General features: G+C 45.0%; 25 protein-coding genes and 1 pseudogene. 21 read left to right on the forward strand and 5 right to left on the reverse strand.

The window, feature by feature from the left end:
• Positions 1 to 55: 55 nt before the first annotated feature.
• The 12 genes and pseudogenes from BACFIN_RS15405 (at position 56) to BACFIN_RS15350 (ending at position 9,546) form a co-directional block, all read left to right on the forward strand.
• The gene (locus BACFIN_RS15405) at positions 56 to 1,561 is read left to right on the forward strand and encodes a sulfatase family protein (protein ID WP_007749887.1); all 1,506 of its coding nucleotides are present in this window, start codon (positions 56 to 58) and stop codon (positions 1,559 to 1,561) included.
• Between the two features lie 45 nt (positions 1,562 to 1,606).
• Positions 1,607 to 2,995, forward strand: a complete 1,389-nt coding sequence (locus BACFIN_RS15400; protein WP_007749889.1) for a sulfatase-like hydrolase/transferase — start codon at positions 1,607 to 1,609, stop codon at positions 2,993 to 2,995.
• Positions 2,996 to 3,002: 7 nt separating this feature from the next.
• Positions 3,003 to 4,508, forward strand: coding sequence for a sulfatase family protein (locus BACFIN_RS15395; protein ID WP_007749891.1), 1,506 nt, complete (start codon positions 3,003 to 3,005; stop codon positions 4,506 to 4,508).
• Between the two features lie 22 nt (positions 4,509 to 4,530).
• Positions 4,531 to 5,691, forward strand: coding sequence for a glycoside hydrolase family 76 protein (locus BACFIN_RS15390; RefSeq protein WP_007749894.1), 1,161 nt, complete (start codon positions 4,531 to 4,533; stop codon positions 5,689 to 5,691).
• 38 nt (positions 5,692 to 5,729) lie between these two features.
• A pseudogene (locus tag BACFIN_RS15385) lies at positions 5,730 to 6,338 on the forward strand (glycoside hydrolase family 125 protein); the annotation flags it as partial.
• 762 nt (positions 6,339 to 7,100) lie between these two features.
• Positions 7,101 to 7,394, forward strand: a complete 294-nt coding sequence (locus tag BACFIN_RS15380) for a hypothetical protein (protein WP_007749899.1) — start codon at positions 7,101 to 7,103, stop codon at positions 7,392 to 7,394.
• Between the two features lie 17 nt (positions 7,395 to 7,411).
• Positions 7,412 to 7,585 carry a hypothetical protein gene (locus BACFIN_RS15375; RefSeq protein ID WP_007749901.1) on the forward strand — a complete coding sequence of 58 codons (174 nt, stop codon included), beginning with the start codon at positions 7,412 to 7,414 and terminating at the stop codon, positions 7,583 to 7,585.
• 18 nt (positions 7,586 to 7,603) lie between these two features.
• A complete protein-coding gene (locus BACFIN_RS15370; RefSeq protein ID WP_007749904.1) occupies positions 7,604 to 7,936 on the forward strand; it encodes a hypothetical protein in 333 nt (110 codons plus the stop codon).
• An 11-nt stretch (positions 7,937 to 7,947) separates the two neighbouring features.
• Positions 7,948 to 8,241, forward strand: a complete 294-nt coding sequence (locus BACFIN_RS15365) for a hypothetical protein (protein WP_007749907.1) — start codon at positions 7,948 to 7,950, stop codon at positions 8,239 to 8,241.
• 14 nt (positions 8,242 to 8,255) lie between these two features.
• Positions 8,256 to 8,513 carry a hypothetical protein gene (locus BACFIN_RS15360; RefSeq protein WP_007749910.1) on the forward strand — a complete coding sequence of 86 codons (258 nt, stop codon included), beginning with the start codon at positions 8,256 to 8,258 and terminating at the stop codon, positions 8,511 to 8,513.
• A 475-nt stretch (positions 8,514 to 8,988) separates the two neighbouring features.
• Positions 8,989 to 9,276, forward strand: a complete 288-nt coding sequence (locus BACFIN_RS15355) for an LPD11 domain-containing protein (protein WP_007749918.1) — start codon at positions 8,989 to 8,991, stop codon at positions 9,274 to 9,276.
• Positions 9,277 to 9,312: 36 nt separating this feature from the next.
• Positions 9,313 to 9,546 (forward strand): hypothetical protein, encoded by a 234-nt coding sequence (locus tag BACFIN_RS15350; RefSeq protein WP_007749923.1) that lies wholly within the window; start codon positions 9,313 to 9,315, stop codon positions 9,544 to 9,546.
• A 287-nt stretch (positions 9,547 to 9,833) separates the two neighbouring features.
• Here BACFIN_RS15350 and BACFIN_RS20525 read toward each other — a convergent pair whose 3' ends face one another.
• Entirely contained in the window at positions 9,834 to 10,169 is a 336-nt protein-coding gene (locus BACFIN_RS20525) for a hypothetical protein (protein ID WP_157037686.1), read from the reverse strand.
• A gap of 140 nt (positions 10,170 to 10,309) precedes the next feature.
• Here BACFIN_RS20525 and BACFIN_RS15345 point away from each other — a divergent pair, with 140 nt between their 5' ends.
• The 3 genes from BACFIN_RS15345 to BACFIN_RS15330 all read left to right on the forward strand — a co-directional run bounded on the left by BACFIN_RS15345 (position 10,310) and on the right by BACFIN_RS15330 (position 12,332).
• Positions 10,310 to 10,690, forward strand: a complete 381-nt coding sequence (locus tag BACFIN_RS15345) for a single-stranded DNA-binding protein (protein WP_007749933.1) — start codon at positions 10,310 to 10,312, stop codon at positions 10,688 to 10,690.
• A 379-nt stretch (positions 10,691 to 11,069) separates the two neighbouring features.
• A complete protein-coding gene (locus BACFIN_RS15340) occupies positions 11,070 to 11,597 on the forward strand; it encodes a hypothetical protein (protein ID WP_007749937.1) in 528 nt (175 codons plus the stop codon).
• Positions 11,598 to 12,017: 420 nt separating this feature from the next.
• The gene (locus BACFIN_RS15330) at positions 12,018 to 12,332 is read left to right on the forward strand and encodes a hypothetical protein (protein ID WP_007749941.1); all 315 of its coding nucleotides are present in this window, start codon (positions 12,018 to 12,020) and stop codon (positions 12,330 to 12,332) included.
• 105 nt (positions 12,333 to 12,437) lie between these two features.
• Here the strand turns inward: BACFIN_RS15330 and BACFIN_RS15325 are convergent, their stop codons facing one another.
• The 4 genes from BACFIN_RS15325 to BACFIN_RS15310 form a co-directional block, all read right to left on the reverse strand.
• Entirely contained in the window at positions 12,438 to 12,719 is a 282-nt protein-coding gene (locus tag BACFIN_RS15325; protein ID WP_007749943.1) for an HU family DNA-binding protein, read from the reverse strand.
• A gap of 374 nt (positions 12,720 to 13,093) precedes the next feature.
• Complete coding sequence (locus BACFIN_RS15320) at positions 13,094 to 13,465, reverse strand: hypothetical protein (protein ID WP_007749947.1); 372 nt, start codon at positions 13,463 to 13,465, stop codon at positions 13,094 to 13,096.
• Between the two features lie 5 nt (positions 13,466 to 13,470).
• Positions 13,471 to 14,127 (reverse strand): ParA family protein, encoded by a 657-nt coding sequence (locus tag BACFIN_RS15315; RefSeq protein ID WP_007749950.1) that lies wholly within the window; start codon positions 14,125 to 14,127, stop codon positions 13,471 to 13,473.
• A 316-nt stretch (positions 14,128 to 14,443) separates the two neighbouring features.
• On the reverse strand, positions 14,444 to 15,100 hold the full coding sequence (locus BACFIN_RS15310) for a recombinase family protein (RefSeq protein ID WP_007749956.1): 657 nt from the start codon (positions 15,098 to 15,100) through the stop codon (positions 14,444 to 14,446).
• 235 nt (positions 15,101 to 15,335) lie between these two features.
• Here BACFIN_RS15310 and BACFIN_RS15305 point away from each other — a divergent pair, with 235 nt between their 5' ends.
• From BACFIN_RS15305 to mobV, 6 genes are all read left to right on the forward strand, one after another.
• Complete coding sequence (locus tag BACFIN_RS15305) at positions 15,336 to 16,385, forward strand: hypothetical protein (RefSeq protein ID WP_007749958.1); 1,050 nt, start codon at positions 15,336 to 15,338, stop codon at positions 16,383 to 16,385.
• A 20-nt stretch (positions 16,386 to 16,405) separates the two neighbouring features.
• Positions 16,406 to 16,858, forward strand: coding sequence for a hypothetical protein (locus tag BACFIN_RS15300; RefSeq protein WP_007749968.1), 453 nt, complete (start codon positions 16,406 to 16,408; stop codon positions 16,856 to 16,858).
• Complete coding sequence (locus tag BACFIN_RS15295) at positions 16,855 to 17,250, forward strand: hypothetical protein (RefSeq protein ID WP_007749970.1); 396 nt, start codon at positions 16,855 to 16,857, stop codon at positions 17,248 to 17,250. Before BACFIN_RS15300 ends, BACFIN_RS15295 begins: the two co-directional genes overlap by 4 nt.
• Positions 17,247 to 17,840: a hypothetical protein gene (locus BACFIN_RS15290; protein WP_007749972.1), complete on the forward strand. Its 594-nt coding sequence runs from the start codon at positions 17,247 to 17,249 to the stop codon at positions 17,838 to 17,840. Before BACFIN_RS15295 ends, BACFIN_RS15290 begins: the two co-directional genes overlap by 4 nt.
• Positions 17,837 to 18,685, forward strand: a complete 849-nt coding sequence (locus BACFIN_RS15285; RefSeq protein ID WP_007749973.1) for a hypothetical protein — start codon at positions 17,837 to 17,839, stop codon at positions 18,683 to 18,685. The genes BACFIN_RS15290 and BACFIN_RS15285 overlap by 4 nt, the downstream gene beginning before the upstream one ends.
• Before the next feature lie 217 nt (positions 18,686 to 18,902).
• Complete coding sequence (gene mobV / locus BACFIN_RS15280; RefSeq protein WP_007749975.1) at positions 18,903 to 20,360, forward strand: MobV family relaxase; 1,458 nt, start codon at positions 18,903 to 18,905, stop codon at positions 20,358 to 20,360.
• Positions 20,361 to 20,387: the final 27 nt, after the last annotated feature.

A 20,387-nucleotide genomic window follows, 5' to 3' on the forward strand; every position in this document is an offset into this window, starting at 1 on the left:
TCACGTTGACCAATTGAAAAGAAAATAAAATTCACAAAAGATTTAATCAAAAGTGATGAACAAACTAATAACAGTCTCATCTATACTCCTTGCGGCAACTGCCGTAAAGGCACAATCGCCCAATGTGATATTCATATTAGCAGACGATTTAGGCTATGGAGACATTTCAGCATTCAATCCGGAATCCAAAATCCACACTCCGAACATTGATAACCTGACACACTCCGGAATTTCCTTTACGGATGCCCATTCATCTTCCGCGCTCTCCACTCCTTCACGCTATTCCATTATCACTGGAAGGTATCCTTGGAGAACAACTATGAAAAGTGGAGTATTGAACGGATTCTCTCCAGCTATGATTACTCCCGACCGCCGTACAATCGCCCAAATGTTTTCTGAAAACGGCTACAACACTGCTTGTATAGGAAAATGGCATCTTGGCTGGGATTGGGCATATCCTCAAAATGCCAAAAACAAACAGGATGTGGATTTCTCACTCCCTATCAAGAATGGTCCTACGGATAGAGGATTCGATTATTTTTACGGTATACCTGCTTCACTCGGAACAGCTCCACACGTTTATGTAGAAAACGATAAAGTGACAGCTCTTCCCAATCGCACCATTGGCCCACAAAAGGGGATCAAACTGATACGTAATGGAGTCGCAGGTGCCGATTTTGAGCCACAAGACTGCCTACCCAATATTATACGTCATGGCATAGACTACATTAATAAACAGCGTGACAGTAAAAAGCCGTTCTTCCTATATCTTCCTATCACAGCACCGCATACTCCCGTATTGCCGGCAGAGAAATATCAAGGTCAGACAATCATAGGAGATTATGGAGATTTCGTGGTCATGATAGACGACATGGTACAGCAAATCGTAAAAACACTGAAGAAAAACAACCAATTAGAGAACACCATCATTATTTTCACTTCAGATAATGGATGCGCTCCATACATAGGTGTAGAAGAAATGGAAAATAAAGGGCATCACCCAAGTTACATCTACAGAGGTTATAAAAACGACATTTATGAAGGTGGACACCGTATTCCACTCATCGTTTCCTGGCAAGGAAAATATACGAACGAAACCAACGGTTCATTGGTATCACTCACCGACTTCTATGCCACCTTTGCCCAAATGGTGAACTACCAATTGAAAGATGAAGAAGCGGTGGACAGTTATAGTATATGGCCTATACTAAGCAAAAAGGGAAATTCTGCCCGAAAAGATCTTATCTATGAATCGGGAAAAGGCTATCTATCTCTACGTACGCTTCAGCTAAAATTAGTATTCCACAGTGGTTCAGGAGGATGGGGATACCCTAATAAACCTGCTGATCTAGCCAAACTGCCCAGCATGCAACTCTTTAACCTTAAAGAAGACCCTTCGGAGAAGAAGAATATCATCAGTAACAAACGCTACAAAAAAGATGTGGATAAAATGACACAGATGATCAAAAAGTATGTGGAAGAAGGACGTTCTACCCCAGGAAAGAGGAGTGCGAATGATACTGGTAATAGCTGGAAGCAAATCGAAATATTCATGCAATAAACAAAACCTAGAAGTTAGAATATAAACATCTAAAGCTATCAACAAATGAAAGTCATTAATAGCTTCTTATGGGAATGTCTCGCTATAATTCCTTCCGTTTTGATGGCCCAAACAGCTAACAAACAGCCTAATATTGTGCTGATCTTAGCCGATGATATGGGACGTGAATGTTTAGGATGTTATGGCAGTACCTATCAAACACCAAACCTTGACAAACTTTCAGAAATAGGAGTGAGATTCGACAACTGTTTCTCCCAACCCTTAAGCACACCATCACGCGTACAACTAATGACAGGTAAATACAATAATAAAAATTACTCCTGCTTTGGACACTTAAACCAAAAGGAGAAAACTTTTGCCCATTTAGCAAAGGACGCCGGATATACCACTATGATAGCTGGCAAATGGCAATTAGGCAGAAACAGAAATCTGCCTAATCATTTTGGTTTCGATCACTATTGCCTTTGGCAATTAAGCTATGACAGGATGATAAAAGAAAGATACGCCGCTCCACTAATAGAACAAGATGGAAATATAAAGCTTTACTCAAACAATGAATATGGACCGGATATATTCACTCAATACGTGATTGATTTTATTGAAGAGAACAAAACTAAGCCCTTTTTCATATATTATCCTATGGTATTAGTGCATGATCCCTTTTACCCCACTCCTCAAAGTGATGCATGGAAAGATCCCTCCATGCGTGAAGTACGCAATACCGCCAATTTCGCAAAAATGGTAGAACATGTGGATAAAAACATAAACATGATATTCAACAAGTTAGAAAATTCAAACTTATTGAACAATACCATTATCATTTTTATTGGAGATAACGGAACAAACCGTAACATAAGAACAACCATGAAAGATGGAACAATAGTAAGGGGTGGAAAGGGGCTAACAATCGATACCGGAGTACGTGTACCTATGATAGTTTATTGGGGAAAAAATAACAATACAAAGCATGAATGTGCAGATATGATAGATTTCACCGATTTTATGCCTACTTTTGCAGAAGCTATGAATATTAAAGTACCTAAACAATGGGATATAGATGGAGAAAGCTTTTTACCTCAAATAAGGGGAGAAAAAGGCAAGTCTCGCGAATGGGTATTCTGTCATTATGATTCAAGATTTAACGCGTCCGCAAGTAAAAATGCAAAACAATTCTTTAGAGACATGCGATATAAGCTCTATTCAGATGGTAATTTTTACGATACAATAAAGGATCCTAAAGAAACGAATCCTATTGCAAAGGGTAAAGGAAATGCCGAAGCTGAAAAATCAAGAAGAAAACTAGAAAGACGCTTTGCAAATATACCAGCTTGGAAAGTAGGAGATCCTGCAATACCCATGTGCATACTACCAGAATTTCCTTTATTACAAACCCCTAAAAACATAAGTCTAGAGCAAATATTACACTCATATTAAAAAAAACATGCATAAACTAATCACCCTTTCATCCGCATTACTTGCGACAGCAGCCGTAAGAGCACAATCCCCCAATGTAATATTTATATTGGCGGACGATTTAGGATATGGAGACATCTCAGCATTCAATCCAGAATCTAAGATTCCTACTCCTAACATTGATAATCTAACTCAAGATGGGATTACTTTTACAGATGCCCACTCCTCTTCCGCCTTGTCAACACCGTCACGATATTCCATTCTCACTGGAAGATACCCTTGGCGAACAAAATTAAAAGAAGGTGTACTTGACGGTTACTCGCCTGCTATGATTACCCCCGACCGTCGGACAATCGCCCAAATGTTTTCTGAAAATGGCTACAATACCGCCTGTATTGGAAAATGGCATTTAGGCTGGGATTGGGGCTATCCTCAAAATGCCAAAAACAAGAAAGATGTAGACTTTTCATTACCTATAAAAAATGGTCCCACAGACCGAGGATTCGACTATTTTTATGGTATACCTTCTTCTCTTGACATAGCTCCTTATGTTTATGTAGAAAACAATAAAGTAACTGCTCTACCCGACCATATCATTGAACCGCAGAAGGGGCTCGGTTTAATGCACGGAGGAGTGGCAGGAGCCGACTTTGATCCACAGGATTGTCTACCAAACATAATACGTCATAGTATAGACTATATTGACAAACAACGTAACAGTAAAAAACCATTCTTCCTATACTTGCCTATTACAGCACCACACACACCTGTGTTGCCGTCAGACAAATATAAAGGTAAAACAACAATAGGAGCCTACGGAAATTTTGTAGTCATGATAGATGATATGGTACAACAAATCGTGGAAACATTGAAGAAAAATAACCAATTGGATAATACCATCATTATTTTTACTTCTGATAATGGCTGCGCTCCTTATATCGGTGTAACAGAAATGGAGAAGCAAGGTCATTTTCCTAGTTATATTTACAGAGGATATAAAACAGATATTTACGAAGGAGGACACAGAATTCCTTTGATAGTGTCTTGGAAAGGGAAGTTCTCAAATAAAATAAGTAATTCCCTTGTTTCTCTTACCGATTTCTATGCGACCTTTGCACAAATGGTTAATCATAAACTAAAAACTGAAGAAGCTGTAGATAGTTACAGCATATGGCCTATATTAAGTAAAGAAGGAACTTCTACCCGGAAAGACCTTGTTTATGAATCAGGGAAAGGATATTTGTCTCTACGCACACCACGACTTAAACTAGTTTTTAATGGAGGTTCAGGCGGATGGGGATACCCCAATAAACCTACAGATTTGGCCCAACTACCCTCAATGCAACTATTTGATCTTGAAAAAGACCCATCAGAAAAAGAAAATATTATCCACGACAAACGCTATGAACAGGAAATAAAAGAAATGACACGACTCATCAGGAAGTATGTAAAAGAAGGACGTTCCACACCAGGAGCAGAAGTAGCAAACGACACTGAAGATAAATGGAAACAAGTAAATATCTTTATGCAATAATCATTTATAAAATAATAAAACCATGCATTACTTATTAGTGAACATTATTTGTGCGTTAACTCTATCAAATACCAACCCTAACATAGAAAAAGCACAGCAAACTTTGGATGCTCTTTACCAACACTATGCAACACCCAACACGTGTCTTTTACGAGAGAATTATCCTTTTGACCAAAACAATAAGGCAACTTATCTGGCATCAGAAGAACAAGCAAAAAGACGCAATGAATATTCCTACCTTTGGCCGTATTCGGGTACATTCTCTGCAGTAAATGCATTACTGGAGAGCACCGGAAAAAAGAAGTACAGAAAACTTTTGGAAAACAAAGTACTATCCGGATTAGAAGAGTATTTTGACACACGGCGAGAGCCATTCGCTTACTCATCTTATATCAGCAGTCAACCTCTCTCCGACCGTTTTTATGACGATAACGTTTGGTTAGGTATCGATTTTACCGATTCTTATCGAATGACAGGAAAACAAGCTTACCTGGAAAAGGCTAAACTAATATGGAAGTTTATCCTTAGTGGTAAAGATGACGTACTCGGCGGAGGAATCTACTGGTGCGAACAAAAGAAGGAATCTAAAAATACTTGTTCTAATGCACCGGGAGCTGTATTTGCTCTCAAGCTATTTCAGGCTACTCAAGACAATGCCTATTTAAAAGAAGGAAAAGAGTTATACGAATGGACTAAAAAGAATCTGGAAGATCCAAAAGATCATTTATACTTTGACAACATCTCACTCAACAAGAAAATCGGTCGTGCCAAATTTGCCTACAACAGTGGGCAAATGATGCAAGCAGCTGCCCTACTTTATCAAATTACCAAACAGAAAAGTTATCTGAAAGACGCACAAAATATAGCAGAAGCGTGCCACAAGCACTTCTTCACCCATTTCATCTCCCCAGACGGACAAATATTCCGATTACTGAAAAAAGGAAATATCTGGTTCACAGCCGTTATGCTTAGAGGCTTCATTGAACTTTATCAAATAGACCATAACAAGACTTATCTAACTGATTTCCAAAAAAGTCTTGATTACGCATGGCATCATGCCAGAGATGAACGGGGCTTGTTCCAGACAGATTGGAGCGGTACAGATAAAAACGAGAAAAAATGGCTCTTGACACAAGCTGCTTTCATAGAAATGTATGGAAGACTAGGCGGAATCGATTTATAATAATCACTTTTAATAACCCTCTTAAAAACAATAGAGATATGAAGAAAAGAAATATCGGAATATGTATCATCACGACCATCCTATTAATGGGAGGTCCTGCTAAAGCTACAGAACTTATTCTGGCTAAGGATCATACCAGTGTGGTTAATCAAGCTGTTGAAATTGCCGCTTATAAAAGTAATCGTCCACCCGTAAACAAGCGGCTTTTTACATCAAAAGCCGTGGAAGCGGAAATCACCAGGGTGAAAAAGCTACTTACTAATCAAAAATTGGCATGGATGTTCGAGAATTGTTTTCCAAATACTCTTGAGACAACAGTTCATTACCGTACAACAGACGGTAAGCCTGATACTTTCGTCTACACAGGAGATATCCATGCCATGTGGTTACGCGACTCCGGAGCACAGGTTTGGCCTTATATACAATTAGCGAATAAAGACCCCGAATTGAAGAAAATGCTCGAAGGAGTGATACGCAGACAATTTAAATGTATAAATATCGATCCATACGCCAATGCTTTCAATGACGGGGCTGTGGGAGGAGATTGGATGTCCGACCTGACCGACATGAAACCGGAACTGCACGAACGTAAATGGGAAATAGATTCTCTATGTTACCCACTACGTCTGGCCTATCAATATTGGAAATAAAATTAATCCACTAAAAAATACATACTTAATAAATTGAAAATAAGATATTTATAAAATACGGTTTTTTAATTGAGAAACAAAAGAGGAACAAAATTGTACATTTTAGCGATTTCCCGTTTTTTTATTTTCATTGTGTTTCTTTTCCTGCACTTGCTTCTACTTTCGACATCCTTAATTCATTTTAGCCTCCATTTTACAGTTCCCATTCATAAATTCCGTGTCGTCGAATAATCGTTGCAGCGAAAAGAAAAAAAGAAGTCTTTTTTTGAGACCTCTACAAAGGTAAGTATTTTCTTCCATACACAAATTTATAGGCAGGCAAATATGCCTACCTAAATATAGTTTACTTTGATTTAGCATATATATAGGCTAATGTACTAAACTAAACTGAATTTCTCCCATTCTAATCGTGCGGTAAAAATTACGGAATCTACTTCATCTTTTCTCTTTTCGCTGCAAATCCCATTTTACAAGCAACCTCTCCTTTTGCAGGATCTTCTTCCCGGTATTCACACATCCGCTTTCGGGCTACCTGATGTGAATTGTGTCGCAAAGGTACTTGTCATGTCTTTCTTGTATGCAAGGTCAAAGCCTGACGATTCACGACAAAATCTCCACCCTTCGCTCCGCACGGGTAGTATTTAATCGTGAAACCTTGCATAAAGAGCCATGACACCTTTCGAGGCGACATAATTAAATCAAGCCCGAAAGTAGCTGTATGCTACAAGAGGGAAAAAAGAAAATTTAAAATTCAAAGTTATGGCAAACTACGCAACAAACATTTTCCACGCAAGGACGGAAAACAAACAAGACCTCGCAAAGATAGAGGCATTTCTGGATGACAATTTCAACGTCTTTGTCAATCGGTATGACGACACATTAGATGCCGAATTTTCTTCCCGTTGGGAATATCCGGAAAAAGAAATCGACGAACTAATAGCCTTATTGGATGCCAAAGACAAAATCTATATCCGCATACTGACATACGAGCTGGAGAACGAATACGTGAGCTTTCGGATATTCTCGCAAGGCAAATGGGACATCAAGTTGTAACCTAAAACACATTCACTATGTACGAATACGAAGAAGACAGCGATATTATCGGCTTATCCTGCACGCTACTCAATCCATATAAAGGTTACACGGAAGGCACAATCGTGGGCGACTATGGCAATACCATAGTTGTCCGCCTTGAAAGCGGCAAGGAAATTTCAGAATACCGTGATGAAGTGATTATCCATTGATTAAACGATAGCAAACGTATGACACAGATAGCAGCAAAATTCGTCAAATGGGACATTCCCGAACTGGCGACATTACAAGACAGCAAGGTTTACAAATTGCGGGTACACCTGAACAACGGAGGCAAGTTAAACCGGGAAGAAAAAAACTGGATTACCCGTAACGTGCGAGAAAGCATCTACTTCAGACGTGGGATTGCCTTGAGCGGTTATCACTTTGACTTTTCCGACGTTCTCAAACGGTATTTCGTAAAACAGCACGGAAGCATTCACGAGTATTATGCGATTGACAAAACAGCGTTACGCTCAATACTGTACGGCAGAATCGAGGATATTGTAGAAGTAAACAGTTAAAAAACAAGGATATGGGAAAATACAAATTTTATCAAGACCGTAAGGTTACAAGTTGGGAACGGGATTATTTCAGTGTGGAAGCGGACGGTTACGAGGAAGCCAAGGCAATCGTCCGCTCGTGGAACTGTGAGGACGTGTCGAACATCATTGACAACCGTCTTTGCTATGAAGAGTGGCAAGCATTGACCGATACATCAGAATTTATGTTTCCCGAAGAAAACGATGGCAATCCTACAATGGAGATTTTCAACCAACACGGAGAAACAATAATGAACAATATACCCGAAACACCCCAATTAAATTGAAAGAGCCACGAATTATGAACGTAACAATCGAACACGCATTTTGCCGCTATTGCGATGAAGCGGAAGAAATCTACTTCCGAATCATGAACACGATTCTTTTTTCAACTGACGAAACCGAACTTCGTGCAAGTATGGAACGCTTGAAGAACGAAACCAAGCTCGACGAGTATTTCATATTCGGATACGGAGCACACCATATCTGGATAAACCAACGGCGACCGAGTGATAAAACCAGGATCTTCAGACACCGGATAATGGTAGCCCATTTCTGACGGGAACAGGCAAAAGACCTTTAATGCACTTTGCGGGCTGAACTGGAACTGCCAGTTTCAGCCCGTTTCTTTTTCTCACAGCAGACACGCCGGCGCAATCCCCTTTTATCCTCACGATCAAAATTCTTATACTGCCCCGGAATACCCGTTTATATTTTTCTTTTCGCTGCAACCCTTTTATATAAACTATCGGACCTTTTGCAAGAGACCTTCTCTTCCCTGTATTCGCACATCGCTTTCGGGCTGCCTGATATGAATTGTGTCGCAAAGGTACTTGTCATGTCATTCTTGTATGCAAGGTCAAAGCCTGACGGTTCACGACAAAATCTCCACCCTCCGCTTCGCACGGGTAGTATTTAATCGTGAAACCTTGCATAAAGAGCCATGACACCTTTCGAGGCGACATAATTAAATCAAGCCCGAAAGTAGCAGGTGCTATAAGAGGGAAAAAAGAAAACTCAAAATTTTATAGATTATGGCAAACGATGTAACAAATTCAAATGGAAGAGTAACGGTAGAAGAAGTAATACACAGGGATTCGGTTTTCAGATACCAGTTATTAGGACGCTTACAGTCAGATTGTGAGTATTACCTTAATTACGGTAACAGACACCCCAAATCCTTATGGGCTGGTGACGAAAAATTACAAATTGAGTTTATGATAAAACTGCATGAGAGTTTCAAAGAAGACGAAAAACCGGAATGGCTTACGATGGATAAAATTTTGGAATACAGCAAGAGAATGATAACACAAGAAGAATAAAATTATCACAGAGAAACAGATTAAAAATGTAATATTATGGCATGGTTGGCAGTAAATAAAGACGGAACAGAATGGATTATGCCCGAAAAGCCCGTTAGGGGCTGGTGTGGGCATTGGGAGTATTTGGAAGAAGTGTATATCGAGAGCGAACGAGGAAGCGTATCAATCGAGATAGAACTCCCCAAAGGGTCTGTTTACAAACTACTCGGCAAGGAGCTGACATGGGATGATGAGCCGGTGGAATTACAGACCGAAACAGAAAATAGGTAAAATGCAAGCGGGCTGAACGTAACATCGGTTTCAGCCCGCTTATACCGGCTAAACAGGTACACCGGCAGGAATCCCTTTTTTATCTCCCTAATAGACTCCCATACCGTTTCCTACGGAAACAACCCTTTATACCTTCTGGCTGTGCCATCCCCTTTCATATCGAACGTCCACTCGTGCGAGAACCGCCTTGCCGCTTCGTCCATAAGGCAGCGTTCCGCCGTTTTTCCTTCAGCCGTCTCTCTATTCCTTCGACCGGGAACAGACAGGACAGCCCCACACTGATACCCTCACACGCCGATTGCCGGTTCTTCGTCAGTCGAAATCCCCCGCGAAAGCAGCCCTATGGGTTGGTCGGACGGCATACCCGCTTGTGCCGTTTCCACCTTGTCGGCGGATAACATGCTCCCTATGCCTGATGTTCTTCCCGGCTTCATGCCGGAACAAGCCACCCCTGCGTTGTCTGTCAGGCGAACAAGTCCTTCCGGTCCAAAATCCGCCACGAGCTGTTTGGCCTCGTCTTTTCGCGACCGTTTCCTATCGAAGTCATCATCATTATTCCGTTGCAAAGTTAGTGTGCAGACGGGAACGGCCATGCGGCCTTGACCAATGGCGTACCGCGTCAATCTTCCTTTATCGGGCCTTCGGTTTGGGGCTACGCTCCAAAATAAAGAGTATTTACGCACTATCCTTGGTGCATCCCTTTGACTGCACCTACTTTTTCCGCACCGTAAAAATGATTCATTAACTTCAAAAAACAATCGCAATGAAAAAGATCGAGAACAGTTTCGTAGTAACCGGATTCGTGCCAAAGGACGCTGAAATCCGCCAGTTCACCAACACCAGTGTAGCACGTTTCCCATTGGCAATCAGCCGTCAGGAGAAGAACGGCGATGAAACCAGCCGCATATCAGCTCTAATGAGCATGGAAGCATGGCGCAAAAAAGAGAATGCCGGTTCGTTCGACCAACTGACCAAAGGTACGCTCCTGACCGTGGAGGGTTATTTCAAACCCGAAGAGTGGTCCGACAAGGACGGCGTGAAGCACAACCGCATCGTGATGGTCGCCACCAAGTTCTATCCGGCCGTCGAAAAGGAGGAAGCTCCCGCCGAGTCGGAAGAGAAACCGAAAAAAGGCAAGAAATAACCTCTGCCTTATCCGGACAAAGCGGCTTTCAAGCCGCTTTTGTTTTGCTCGTTACCGTTCCGGAACGTCCACACTTTTATACTCCTTCATACTCCACACGAAGAGTCCGCCGCCGTCCATTGATTTTCCCGTGCAAAGTTAAGGCGGTCGGGAATCGGCAAGGCGCGGCTTCATTTCCGGTTAACAACCATCAACTCGCAAGCTCGTCAATACTTGTTGAACGCAAATGAAATCGTCCACGGGACTATCCGCTTCCTCCTTGCCTTGTTTCCCTTTTGTCCGCCTTGTGGTCCGCACGTAAAATCAAATCCCGCCGGACGAGGGGAACCCTCCGAAAGCAGGGATAAAAAACAGAAGTCAAACTTAAAATTCAAAACACATGAAGCAGATGATTTGGTCAAGCTATGACCTGTTGGACGAAACGGCAAAAGAAGAATATCAAAATTCCCAGAGGGAAATATTGGACGATGACAGTTACGAGGTCAGCGATGAAGAGTGGGCAGAAGAAGTATATCGCTGGTTGGACGATGAACGGAGCAACCTGAATGAAGAAGTGGACGGTATTATTGTCGTGTTCGGAAACTTGGGATTATGGAACGGTAGGAGACAAGGCTATCAAATATTGGGCAGCACCATTGCCGATATTTTGAAATCCCTGTGCGACGATGCAGAATGGTACGGCGACGGCTACAACATTCGCGGACGGATGGGCCACCATGACGGTACGAACTACACCTTGTATCGTATCGCCAAAGACCGTGACGAAGCGGAACGTATCGCCGATAAGATTTACAATCGTGAAATCGACGGAGAAGGTTTCCGCCGGAGAACACGTTCCCTCTATCCGTATGTAGCCGCCGTGTACGGTTGGAAAACAAGGCAGCGCAAGCCGGACAAAGCAGCATAAATGCTGTCCACAAATACCGCAACCATCTTTGGCGGATGCGTTGCGGTATTCTCTTTTCTGGCCGATGAAACGCTTATACCCAGTATGCCCTTTTGTAACCAGTTCTTCCAACCGGAAAGAAATCCTCTTATAACTCCTCGGTTTCCCTGTTTTATCTTACTTACGCCTATTTCCCAACACTCCATGCCGAAAGCCGGTTATTTTTCTGCAAATTTTGATTGTCGGCTGTCAGTTCCAGCAAGGACCGCTGACGCTTGCAGCCGAAAAATCTTCCTCCCCGACTTCGTTGGAGAGCGTATTTTTCGTTGCCTCCTTGCCCGTACTTGCCTCCAATCCTGTGGGCAAAAAAATAATCAACCTTTCGGTACGGAATGTATCAGAGGGAAAATAAAAAAATTAACATCTTAAATTTTAAGCGTTATGACATTTAGAGAATTTATGCAGGAGAACGGTTACGAGTTGCAAACTACTTTTTGGGATGATTTCTCGATAGCGGACAGATTTGGGTTGTCAGCTATTCAGGACACCTTCAACCGTGCTTTCGAGGAGTGGAAAAATAACTACAAATATCTCACAGAACTGGTATTGGTACTCAATCACAAGATATGGCAATATCACGAGACCAGACCGGATATGGCGATACTTTACAATACCCTTTGGACTCAGACTGACCTGTACGCGGAGGAAAATCTGAAGGATGACGAGTTAAGCTATTTTTACGAGGTAACAGACTAAATATATACCCGCTCCATATATAAAGAAAAGAGGCTGACAGCCTCTTTTGTTATCAAACGGCCGGAATGCCAACTCGCGGACGGCTTCCCGGCGGGAGTAACTTTTTTACTTTCCCTCTTTTACAGCATCCAGGAATGTCTTTGCAGGCTTGAAGGCAGGGATAGAGTGGGCCGGAATCACGATAGTCGTGTTCTTTGAAATATTCCGGGCAACTTTTTCAGCCCTCTGTTTAACGACGAAAGAGCCGAAGCCCCGCAGGAAAACATCATTCCCTGCAATCATCGAATCTTTCACGGTCTCCATGAATGCTTCCACAACGGTCATCGCGACCGCTTTTTCCACGCCGGTCTGTTGTGCAACCCGGGCTACAATGTCTGCTTTTGTCATACCAAAAAAAGTTTATAATAAAATTTGCATTAAAGATAATGATTGCCGTTCTATCTTCCGTTTCACAATACCGGAAATCTGATTCAAGCCGTGTGAAACTACTCGGCTGACAAAGATCCGGCACGCCCAAAGAAGGCACGTCACTTTATTCCGGTTTTCTATCACCGGTGCCTATCGGCTACTGGTCGCGCCGGTAGTCGCTTTTACTGAAGCCGCCGAACAAAGCCTTCAGGATTTTCCCCACTACCCAGAACACGGCGATTAACACTAAAATTTCCATACTTCCATTATATTTTTATATAACCACATAATTATTGAATTATGCAGTTATGTAATTAAACAATTATATAATTAAATATCACTATATTTTTGATTTACAACGAATTTAGTTTATCTTCGTTTTCAGCTATATACGTCATGATGATAGCAGATGCCAAAGAGCGCAACGGGATATTGCGGCTCGCGTTGACGCGTATAAGCTCTAATTTCTTCTTGACCTCCTTGGGTAGCCAAATGGCGATTCCCTGCTCGTTGACGCCCGTGTACCTGGCAAGGTTTTCCTCGAAGGCTTTCATTCCGCCACGTCGGGATTTGCCCGTTTTCCTGGGTGTGTCCGGAGTTTCGCCGGCGGTTTCTTTGTTGATTTCCACGGCAGCTTTTTCCGGGGCGGTTATATTGCGAACAATCTCGTCAAGTCCCATTCCTGCCAGGGGATTGCCTATTTCCGGTTTCTTAATCTTTGCCATGGTCCTTAATCGTTAAGTTGAAGTTCCTCGACAATCTTGCAGAATGACGGCTCGACTGCCGCAAGTTGGTTTCTTTCCAACGGGTACAGGGTCGTATATCTTTTGACGGACACGCTCTGTTTTACTGTCGGCATAACCACACCTACCAACCCGAGAAATTCGGTTGTTTGCGCTCTCTGGCGCAATTCTTCCGATTTCCGTTCGGAGGTGTTGATCCGGTTGGGTATAAACACGAGGTTGGCCGAAGACACGGTTTTCAGGGCTTTAACGAATATTCCGGTCGCGTCCACTGTATCCGCGTCGAACGATATGGGGATAATGGCCGTGTCAGCCGATTTGTAGATGTACTCAAGATTCCGGTCGTTCAAGTTACCCGGACAGTCAATGAGGACGATACCCGGTACCGTCTTCAGTTTGCTCATGACGTTTTTCAAATGATCCCCCTTTGCCGTGTCCAGCAAATCCACGTTCCACGGGGCCTGCACGTCGGGAGCGACATCCTTTTCCCGCTGCCGGTGGCGGTACAACGATGCCTGCAAATCCGCGTCGATCGCGATGACGGGATAGCCTCTCTCCGCGAGGTAACTCGCGAACAACGCGCAAAGCGTGGTTTTCCCCACGCCTCCTTTTATGTTGCTGAATATAACAATCCTGTTCTTCATTGCCGTAATAAATTCATTTGTTTCTTTCCGCAAAGATAGCGAATATTGTCCGAATATCCAAGTATTTAATTATATATTTAATATCTTATGTAATTATATAATTATATACACAAACAAAAGGCTGAATAATGCTTAAAATCAATATTATATATATATTTTCAATGTGATGCAAAGCGTCTTGTTATAACGCTTTTTAAGAGAAAACCTAATTATATAATTATATAATTAAATATAGCTTCCGGCTATCGGGAAATTAGCCTTACACCAATCCATGCACCTGCCGGGCCGTCACCCGGAAAGCTGTTTTCGAGCCGGCTTATTCTTCGTCAGGGGCGTCTCCTTCTTTCTTTTTCCTCTTCCCCAGCGGCCCGCTGAATTTTCCCCGGTTGAGCTTCACGTTATGCTTGTTGAGCACGCGGAATATCGAACTGCGGCTTGAAAACCCGCTGGCAGCGAGAATGTCATCAATATCGTAGCCGTTGTTATACATGTCCACGATAGTTCTCTCCCGGCTTTCCCTGTCGTCTTTGGGCAGGGCAGCCGTTTTCCTTGTCGGCGGCTTGATGCTGAGCTGCAGGTGCATGACATGGGCTGAAGCCTTGCGTATCGCGGCGGCTTCTTCGGGGAGCGCCCCGAACATCCACAATACTTCACCTGCCGTTGTTTCAGGAAACAGCGCACCCCGCGAATCAATCCTGTCATGAATGGAGATGATTCGTATTACCTTTATGCGGCAAAGCTCAATGAATGACGCAAGTTCGCGCACTCCTTGTACGGCGTTGCTGAATTTGGACAGCACAATCTCGTCGCCCCTCTCAAGGCTCGCCATGAGCTGTTTCCACTGTGGCCTGAGCGCCTCGTGCTCGACCGTTTCCTCTATCACCTGTACGCAGCCGTACTGTTGCATCCATTCCTTGTCCGCCTCGAACCCGTCATAAAAGTTCGCCTTGAATATGTAACCTACTTTTGCCATGTCGTTGTACGATGTCATGATAACAACTGCAAAGATAAGAGTTTTATTTTACCCGCAATCATACTTTGAATGAAATTCTGGAAAAACGCCTGAAAAAGCTCCTTTCACTGCACTTGTTTTCATTGTAAATCATACTTTTAAGTATGATATTAAAATCTCATTAAAATATGATTCTGCTTTGCTATTGTATTGAAAATAATACTTAGCTTTGCGATGTTTGAATTAAAAATATGATATGGTAAACATTAAATCATACTTAAACACCGCAATTTTTACAGCCAGATTATCTGCCGCTTCAGCTGCCGTTTTCATACTCTCATCATGCGGAGGGAAATATGGCAACCCGTCGCTTGAACTCCAAGATAACCCTGCCGGTATATACAGGGAGTACCTGTCCGGAATAAGAATGCAGGACGGACTCTCCACCGACAGTTTGACGGTACTTCTCCGCCAGTGGCTGACGGTAAGGGATTCCGTTTTCGCCTATGTCCGCAGGGACACGACACAACAAGTCCACTCCGGAACACGCGAAGAATGCCTCACGCTGCACGATTCCATCCGGGCGGAATTTTCCCGGCTGGCTATATCGAGATCGCGTACTTACAAGGAAGTGTTGACGCTCAAAGAACGGTTATCCCCTTATGCCGGGGACAAGGAACTGCACCGTTCCGCAGAAGAAGTCAGGCCGTTCTTTGCCTCGCTGGATAAACGCCCGGCCTATCGGGGCGACAAGGAAAAAATACTGCCGTCCTACCGTGCGTTGCTTTCCGGGACGCTGAAGGACGACATACACGGCCATGATGACCTGAAAAGGTTCATCGAAAAGGAAGATGCCGTGTTCCGGACTTTCATGGCACACCTGCATAGCTTCGGTAAAGTAAACATGTCTGACATTACGCGCGACACGGAAAAGTGCTGTGCCCGGATATTCCTCGCCGCCGGACGGCAGGAGATTACTTACAAGGAAGCCATGATATATATGGCCATGCGGACTAACCGACGGCTTATACTGAACGTGGAGACCTGCCTCGATGATATACACCGGGGAAAAGTCACCACGCCGGAGCAGGCACACGCCTATATCTGGATGATACTCCAGCCATACGCCTCGTTGGACGGTTTCTGCATCGCGTTGCTTTCAGACCGGGAAAAAGAAACCCTTTACAAGCTCGCGGGCAGGACACCCGAAGCGTTCAGGGCGTTGAAGGAAATGATGCACGCGGGAAACGACCGCCTGGAAGAGCTGCCCGGTATGCTCATGGAGATATTCATCGCCACATTATAAAGCCTTAACAAATACGAGATATGATTATGCTACGACATTTTTTCGACGATTTCATGACATTCGTCCCCCTGCAACTGCCGCAACTGCTCGACATCACGACAATGGAGCCCCCTCAGTTCTTCGGTGATTATGCCCTGCTCACGTTCCCTCTTCGCGACCCCTACGATTTGGAAGAGGTCATGGATGCGTTTGAGGATGACATAGAACTAATCACGCTCTACCACCATATCCCTTTCAGGTCGGATAAATTCGGTCACAGCACATGCGCCTATTCCAACCCGGCTTTCGGCCAGATGTTCAAGATGAACGCCAAGACGGATGCGGACGGCAAAGTCAGCCGGATTATCGCGACCGTTTACGATTCGCTGGAAATGATGTACGGCGACCTGTGCCTCGATCTGAAACTTCACGAGGGGAACGGGCACTTCAAATACAAGAAATGCAAAGAAGATGTACTGATGGACTTCCTATGAGAAATACGATATACCGGCAAATAGTATTCTGCATCGACGCTTACCGGACGTGGATAGAGGTCGCCGATGCCAACCTCTACAAGGAGCATGTCATTTCAAGAAGCGGCAGAACCGACCACCTTGTTTCCCGTACACTGGTGCTGCGGACCTACAAGGCGCATGGCGCATACGACAAAGGTACAGCGTGGACGATTCCCGAACATGAACTGGATAAGGCTCTGGCGGCCTACCGGAAACAGAACGGCACGTTCAAATCCCGGATTAAAAAAGGGGCGAACTATATCACGGCAGAAGATGCCGAGAACATTATCCGTTTGGCGACCTACGGCGTTATCCGGCTGGAACTCGTGGTACGTCCCGTTTACATACCTTCAAAACCCTATTACCTATGATCTGGATTATACTGCAATTTATTTTCCTTGCCTTGCCTTTCGTCTTGCCGATGGCATTGTACAAGAGTAAGCGCCGTTTCATGGCAAAGTTCTACGATGTCATGGCACGCAGCGCCAAAGCCCGCAAACTGTACGCGCAGGTCTTGTTGATCTTGCTGATGCTCTTCCATTATGTCTATACGAGCGGACATCCCGGCGAGTTCGGTGTCGTGCTCTCGACCATCGTGTGTGCCATGTTGTCCTCTGCCAAACGTGCGGACCGGTGGCTGCGGCGGTTGCTTGACCGGCCTCGGGCTTTCGTCATCTTCGCGCTCGTGGCAATGGTCATCGGCTTCATGCCGCATCTCTACACGACGGCTGTTACTATCGCCTGCATTCTTTTGGCAGCCTTGTTCTATCCCTCTGTCCGGGTAATGTCCGAATATGGTGACGCGGACAAGGTTGCCGGGTGGATAAGGCATCCCGGAACATTTGCCGAAAGTTATCACGATAACCGGCAGGTGAAGCCGCCATACGATGCGGACAAGGGTAACGCCGCATATTCCCATAATCCCTATAATGACAAATCATCAAAAAAAGAACGAGTATGAAAAGTAATCAGGAAAAGCCTGCCAGTATATTGGCAGACATCAAGGTTTTCGACTACCTCAAAGAAAAAACCGGCGACCGCAAAACAAAAACGGAAGCCTATTGTGACTTGTTGAACAAATCGCTGGCAGGGTTCGTTTCCCCGTTTCTAAGGAAGCAGGACTACGGACTCCGGCCTTGCCAGTGCCATGTGACCGTTTCCGACCTTGCCGCAGAGTGGCGCTGGCATCGCGCTACTGTCCGCTCATTTCTGGACACGCTCGAATCATTCGGACAACTGGAACGTACCCGGCTGACGAAAAGTGTTGTTATTACCATGCCTTTGCAGACCGGCGAAGTCCTCGCGGGGGAAAGCGGGCAAGAATACCCGGACCTTGCCGCACGGCTTCGTGGCGTGTTGTCCGGTTGGATAACCGGCCAAACGGATTCCGTTCAAACCGGAACCGCGTGCGGACAGTTCATCCGTCAGGCTATGGCCGAAGTCGGCGTGGAAGACAGGCCGTGTACCGGCATTCGCGTCAATCTGGATCTGATGTCGAAAAACGATGACCCCCGGGTGATAAAAATCCGTGCGACGGCAATGGGATGTATCGCCCTTGCCGCCATGCAGCGCGTACTGCGCAAGTCGAAGTTCGACGATATTCTGGACTTCATGGATTTTTTCCGCCTCGATCTCGAAGGGGAATGGACTTCGTTTATCGAGACCTCTAAAGAGCTTGCGGAGCTTATTCTCGATTTCAAAGCGGGCGGGGCTGCCATTGATATGGACGAGGAAGAAGAAAGCCTTAAATCATTCCGCAGCCCCTTTCTGGCACTCGCCGCACAAATGCAGGAACCGGTGGGTTGAACCGGAACAGGAAACAGATTGTATAACCGCGAACAATCCGACTCTACCCCGGTACTGGTATCCTGCCAGTTATAGGGAGGCATCCGGGCTTGCCCGTCTGCCACCGAGCAAAGGGAAGGGTAGCCTAATACCCCAACCGCCTTACGTCGTTGGGAGAGGTGTCCGGGCAAGCAGCAAGCTGGGACACGGGGGATTGTCCGAATAACAAGAAAACAGTATGGCAAATGCAAAACAAGTGCTCGACGTCCGGGTGTCGAAAGGCATAACGACGGCACAGAGCAACGAACATACGCGCCGGTGGACGGAGAAAGGCTGGAAACGGGCGGTCGAAATAGGCAATTACGATCCTACACGTGAACACCTGAATTTCGAGGTTGTCTCCGGGAGGAAGATTCGTCCCATCGACAAGACGCGCAGCATCCCGGAACGGATGTCAGAAATCCTGGAGTGGCGAGGAATCAAAGACCCTAACGAAGGGTTGGCCGAACCGAAGTTTCGCACAGTGGTAAACATCATTTTCGGCGGTTCGCGGGAACGTATGCACGAACTTGCCTTCGGGAGGCAGAAAGTAAATTTTGACAAAGGTGCGGACAATGCCCGTATCGTCCGCAAGAAGGAAATCGAGCAATGGGCGAAAGACGTTTACTCATTCGTGAGCGGCAGATATGGCGAGCAGAATATTGCCGCGTTCATTGTACACCTCGACGAATTGAATCCGCATGTACACTGCACACTTCTGCCAATCAAGGAGGGACGCTTTGCCTACAAGGAGATTTTTGCCGGAAAGGACAAATACGAATACAGCGAACGGATGAAACAACTTCATACAGACTTTTTCGCTGAAGTCAATACGAAATGGGGTATGTCACGTGGAAGAAGTGTCGCGGAGACCGGCGCACGCCACAGGACAACCGAAGAATACCGCCGGATGCTGTCTGAAGAGTGTACGAACATTGAAGAAGACATCGACCGTCATCAAAAGGCACTGGCCGGCCTCCAATCGGACATCCGGCTGGCAGAACGCAGGGTCAAAGGTCTCACGACAATGGTCGATAACCTCGAAAAGTCGAAAGCCGAAAAGCAGGCACAGTTGTCGGCAGCCGAACATGATTTGAAAGCGAACAGGGGCGATGTGGCACAGTTGGCCGCGCAGATTCAAGGGTTGGAAAAAGAACTGCAAGGAATCAGCAGGCAACTGGCGGACAAGCAGGACAAGTTACAGACGGCTGACCGGCAGCTCTCCGACCTGAGAGAGAACATGAGTGCTATTGAGGAGCGTACCGAAGAACTCAGGAAAGAAGCCTACCAATATTCACGTGATGTACATTCCAAAGTGGACAGCTTGCTCAAGGATGTCCTGCTGGAAAATTTAGTCGGCGAATACCGGAACATATCGGCACGGATGGACGTTTCGGAACGTCAGGTATTCGACGGCACGCTCGTGCAGTCCATCGCCGAGCGTGGCGCGGAAGTCATGCACTGTGCGACGATGCTCTTCCTCGGAATGGTTGACGACGCCACCACTTTTGCCGAAACCCGTGGTGGCGGAGGTGGCGGGAGCGACCTTAAATGGGGCCGCGACGAAGACGAGGACAACCGGGCATGGGCGCTTCGCTGTATGAGGATGGCACATCGCATGATGCGCCCGGCCATCGGCAAGAAGCCCAAACGATAAGTGGTGGTATGCCTTACAATAATCAGA

Source organism: Bacteroides finegoldii DSM 17565, from assembly GCF_000156195.1.
In the GTDB taxonomy this organism is placed as follows: domain Bacteria; phylum Bacteroidota; class Bacteroidia; order Bacteroidales; family Bacteroidaceae; genus Bacteroides; species Bacteroides finegoldii.

What these genes read in the sequence shown, in the direction of transcription:
- BACFIN_RS15340 (WP_007749937.1), top strand. Translation starts at nt 11,070, where the DNA reads ATGAAGCAGATGATTTGGTCAAGCTATGACCTGTTGGACGAAACGGCA.
- BACFIN_RS15365 (WP_007749907.1), top strand. Translation starts at nt 7,948, where the DNA reads ATGGGAAAATACAAATTTTATCAAGACCGTAAGGTTACAAGTTGGGAA.
- BACFIN_RS15380 (WP_007749899.1), top strand. Translation starts at nt 7,101, where the DNA reads ATGGCAAACTACGCAACAAACATTTTCCACGCAAGGACGGAAAACAAA.
- BACFIN_RS15400 (WP_007749889.1), top strand. Translation starts at nt 1,607, where the DNA reads ATGAAAGTCATTAATAGCTTCTTATGGGAATGTCTCGCTATAATTCCT.
- BACFIN_RS15375 (WP_007749901.1), top strand. Translation starts at nt 7,412, where the DNA reads ATGTACGAATACGAAGAAGACAGCGATATTATCGGCTTATCCTGCACG.
- mobV (WP_007749975.1), top strand. Translation starts at nt 18,903, where the DNA reads ATGGCAAATGCAAAACAAGTGCTCGACGTCCGGGTGTCGAAAGGCATA.
- BACFIN_RS15305 (WP_007749958.1), top strand. Translation starts at nt 15,336, where the DNA reads ATGGTAAACATTAAATCATACTTAAACACCGCAATTTTTACAGCCAGA.
- BACFIN_RS15345 (WP_007749933.1), top strand. Translation starts at nt 10,310, where the DNA reads ATGAAAAAGATCGAGAACAGTTTCGTAGTAACCGGATTCGTGCCAAAG.
- BACFIN_RS15320 (WP_007749947.1), bottom strand. Translation starts at nt 13,465, where the DNA reads ATGGCAAAGATTAAGAAACCGGAAATAGGCAATCCCCTGGCAGGAATG.
- BACFIN_RS15285 (WP_007749973.1), top strand. Translation starts at nt 17,837, where the DNA reads ATGAAAAGTAATCAGGAAAAGCCTGCCAGTATATTGGCAGACATCAAG.
- BACFIN_RS15355 (WP_007749918.1), top strand. Translation starts at nt 8,989, where the DNA reads ATGGCAAACGATGTAACAAATTCAAATGGAAGAGTAACGGTAGAAGAA.
- BACFIN_RS15360 (WP_007749910.1), top strand. Translation starts at nt 8,256, where the DNA reads ATGAACGTAACAATCGAACACGCATTTTGCCGCTATTGCGATGAAGCG.
- BACFIN_RS15325 (WP_007749943.1), bottom strand. Translation starts at nt 12,719, where the DNA reads ATGACAAAAGCAGACATTGTAGCCCGGGTTGCACAACAGACCGGCGTG.
- BACFIN_RS15315 (WP_007749950.1), bottom strand. Translation starts at nt 14,127, where the DNA reads ATGAAGAACAGGATTGTTATATTCAGCAACATAAAAGGAGGCGTGGGG.
- BACFIN_RS15370 (WP_007749904.1), top strand. Translation starts at nt 7,604, where the DNA reads ATGACACAGATAGCAGCAAAATTCGTCAAATGGGACATTCCCGAACTG.
- BACFIN_RS15300 (WP_007749968.1), top strand. Translation starts at nt 16,406, where the DNA reads ATGATTATGCTACGACATTTTTTCGACGATTTCATGACATTCGTCCCC.
- BACFIN_RS15395 (WP_007749891.1), top strand. Translation starts at nt 3,003, where the DNA reads ATGCATAAACTAATCACCCTTTCATCCGCATTACTTGCGACAGCAGCC.
- BACFIN_RS15330 (WP_007749941.1), top strand. Translation starts at nt 12,018, where the DNA reads ATGACATTTAGAGAATTTATGCAGGAGAACGGTTACGAGTTGCAAACT.
- BACFIN_RS15350 (WP_007749923.1), top strand. Translation starts at nt 9,313, where the DNA reads ATGGCATGGTTGGCAGTAAATAAAGACGGAACAGAATGGATTATGCCC.
- BACFIN_RS15405 (WP_007749887.1), top strand. Translation starts at nt 56, where the DNA reads ATGAACAAACTAATAACAGTCTCATCTATACTCCTTGCGGCAACTGCC.
- BACFIN_RS15290 (WP_007749972.1), top strand. Translation starts at nt 17,247, where the DNA reads ATGATCTGGATTATACTGCAATTTATTTTCCTTGCCTTGCCTTTCGTC.
- BACFIN_RS15390 (WP_007749894.1), top strand. Translation starts at nt 4,531, where the DNA reads ATGCATTACTTATTAGTGAACATTATTTGTGCGTTAACTCTATCAAAT.
- BACFIN_RS15310 (WP_007749956.1), bottom strand. Translation starts at nt 15,100, where the DNA reads ATGGCAAAAGTAGGTTACATATTCAAGGCGAACTTTTATGACGGGTTC.
- BACFIN_RS15295 (WP_007749970.1), top strand. Translation starts at nt 16,855, where the DNA reads ATGAGAAATACGATATACCGGCAAATAGTATTCTGCATCGACGCTTAC.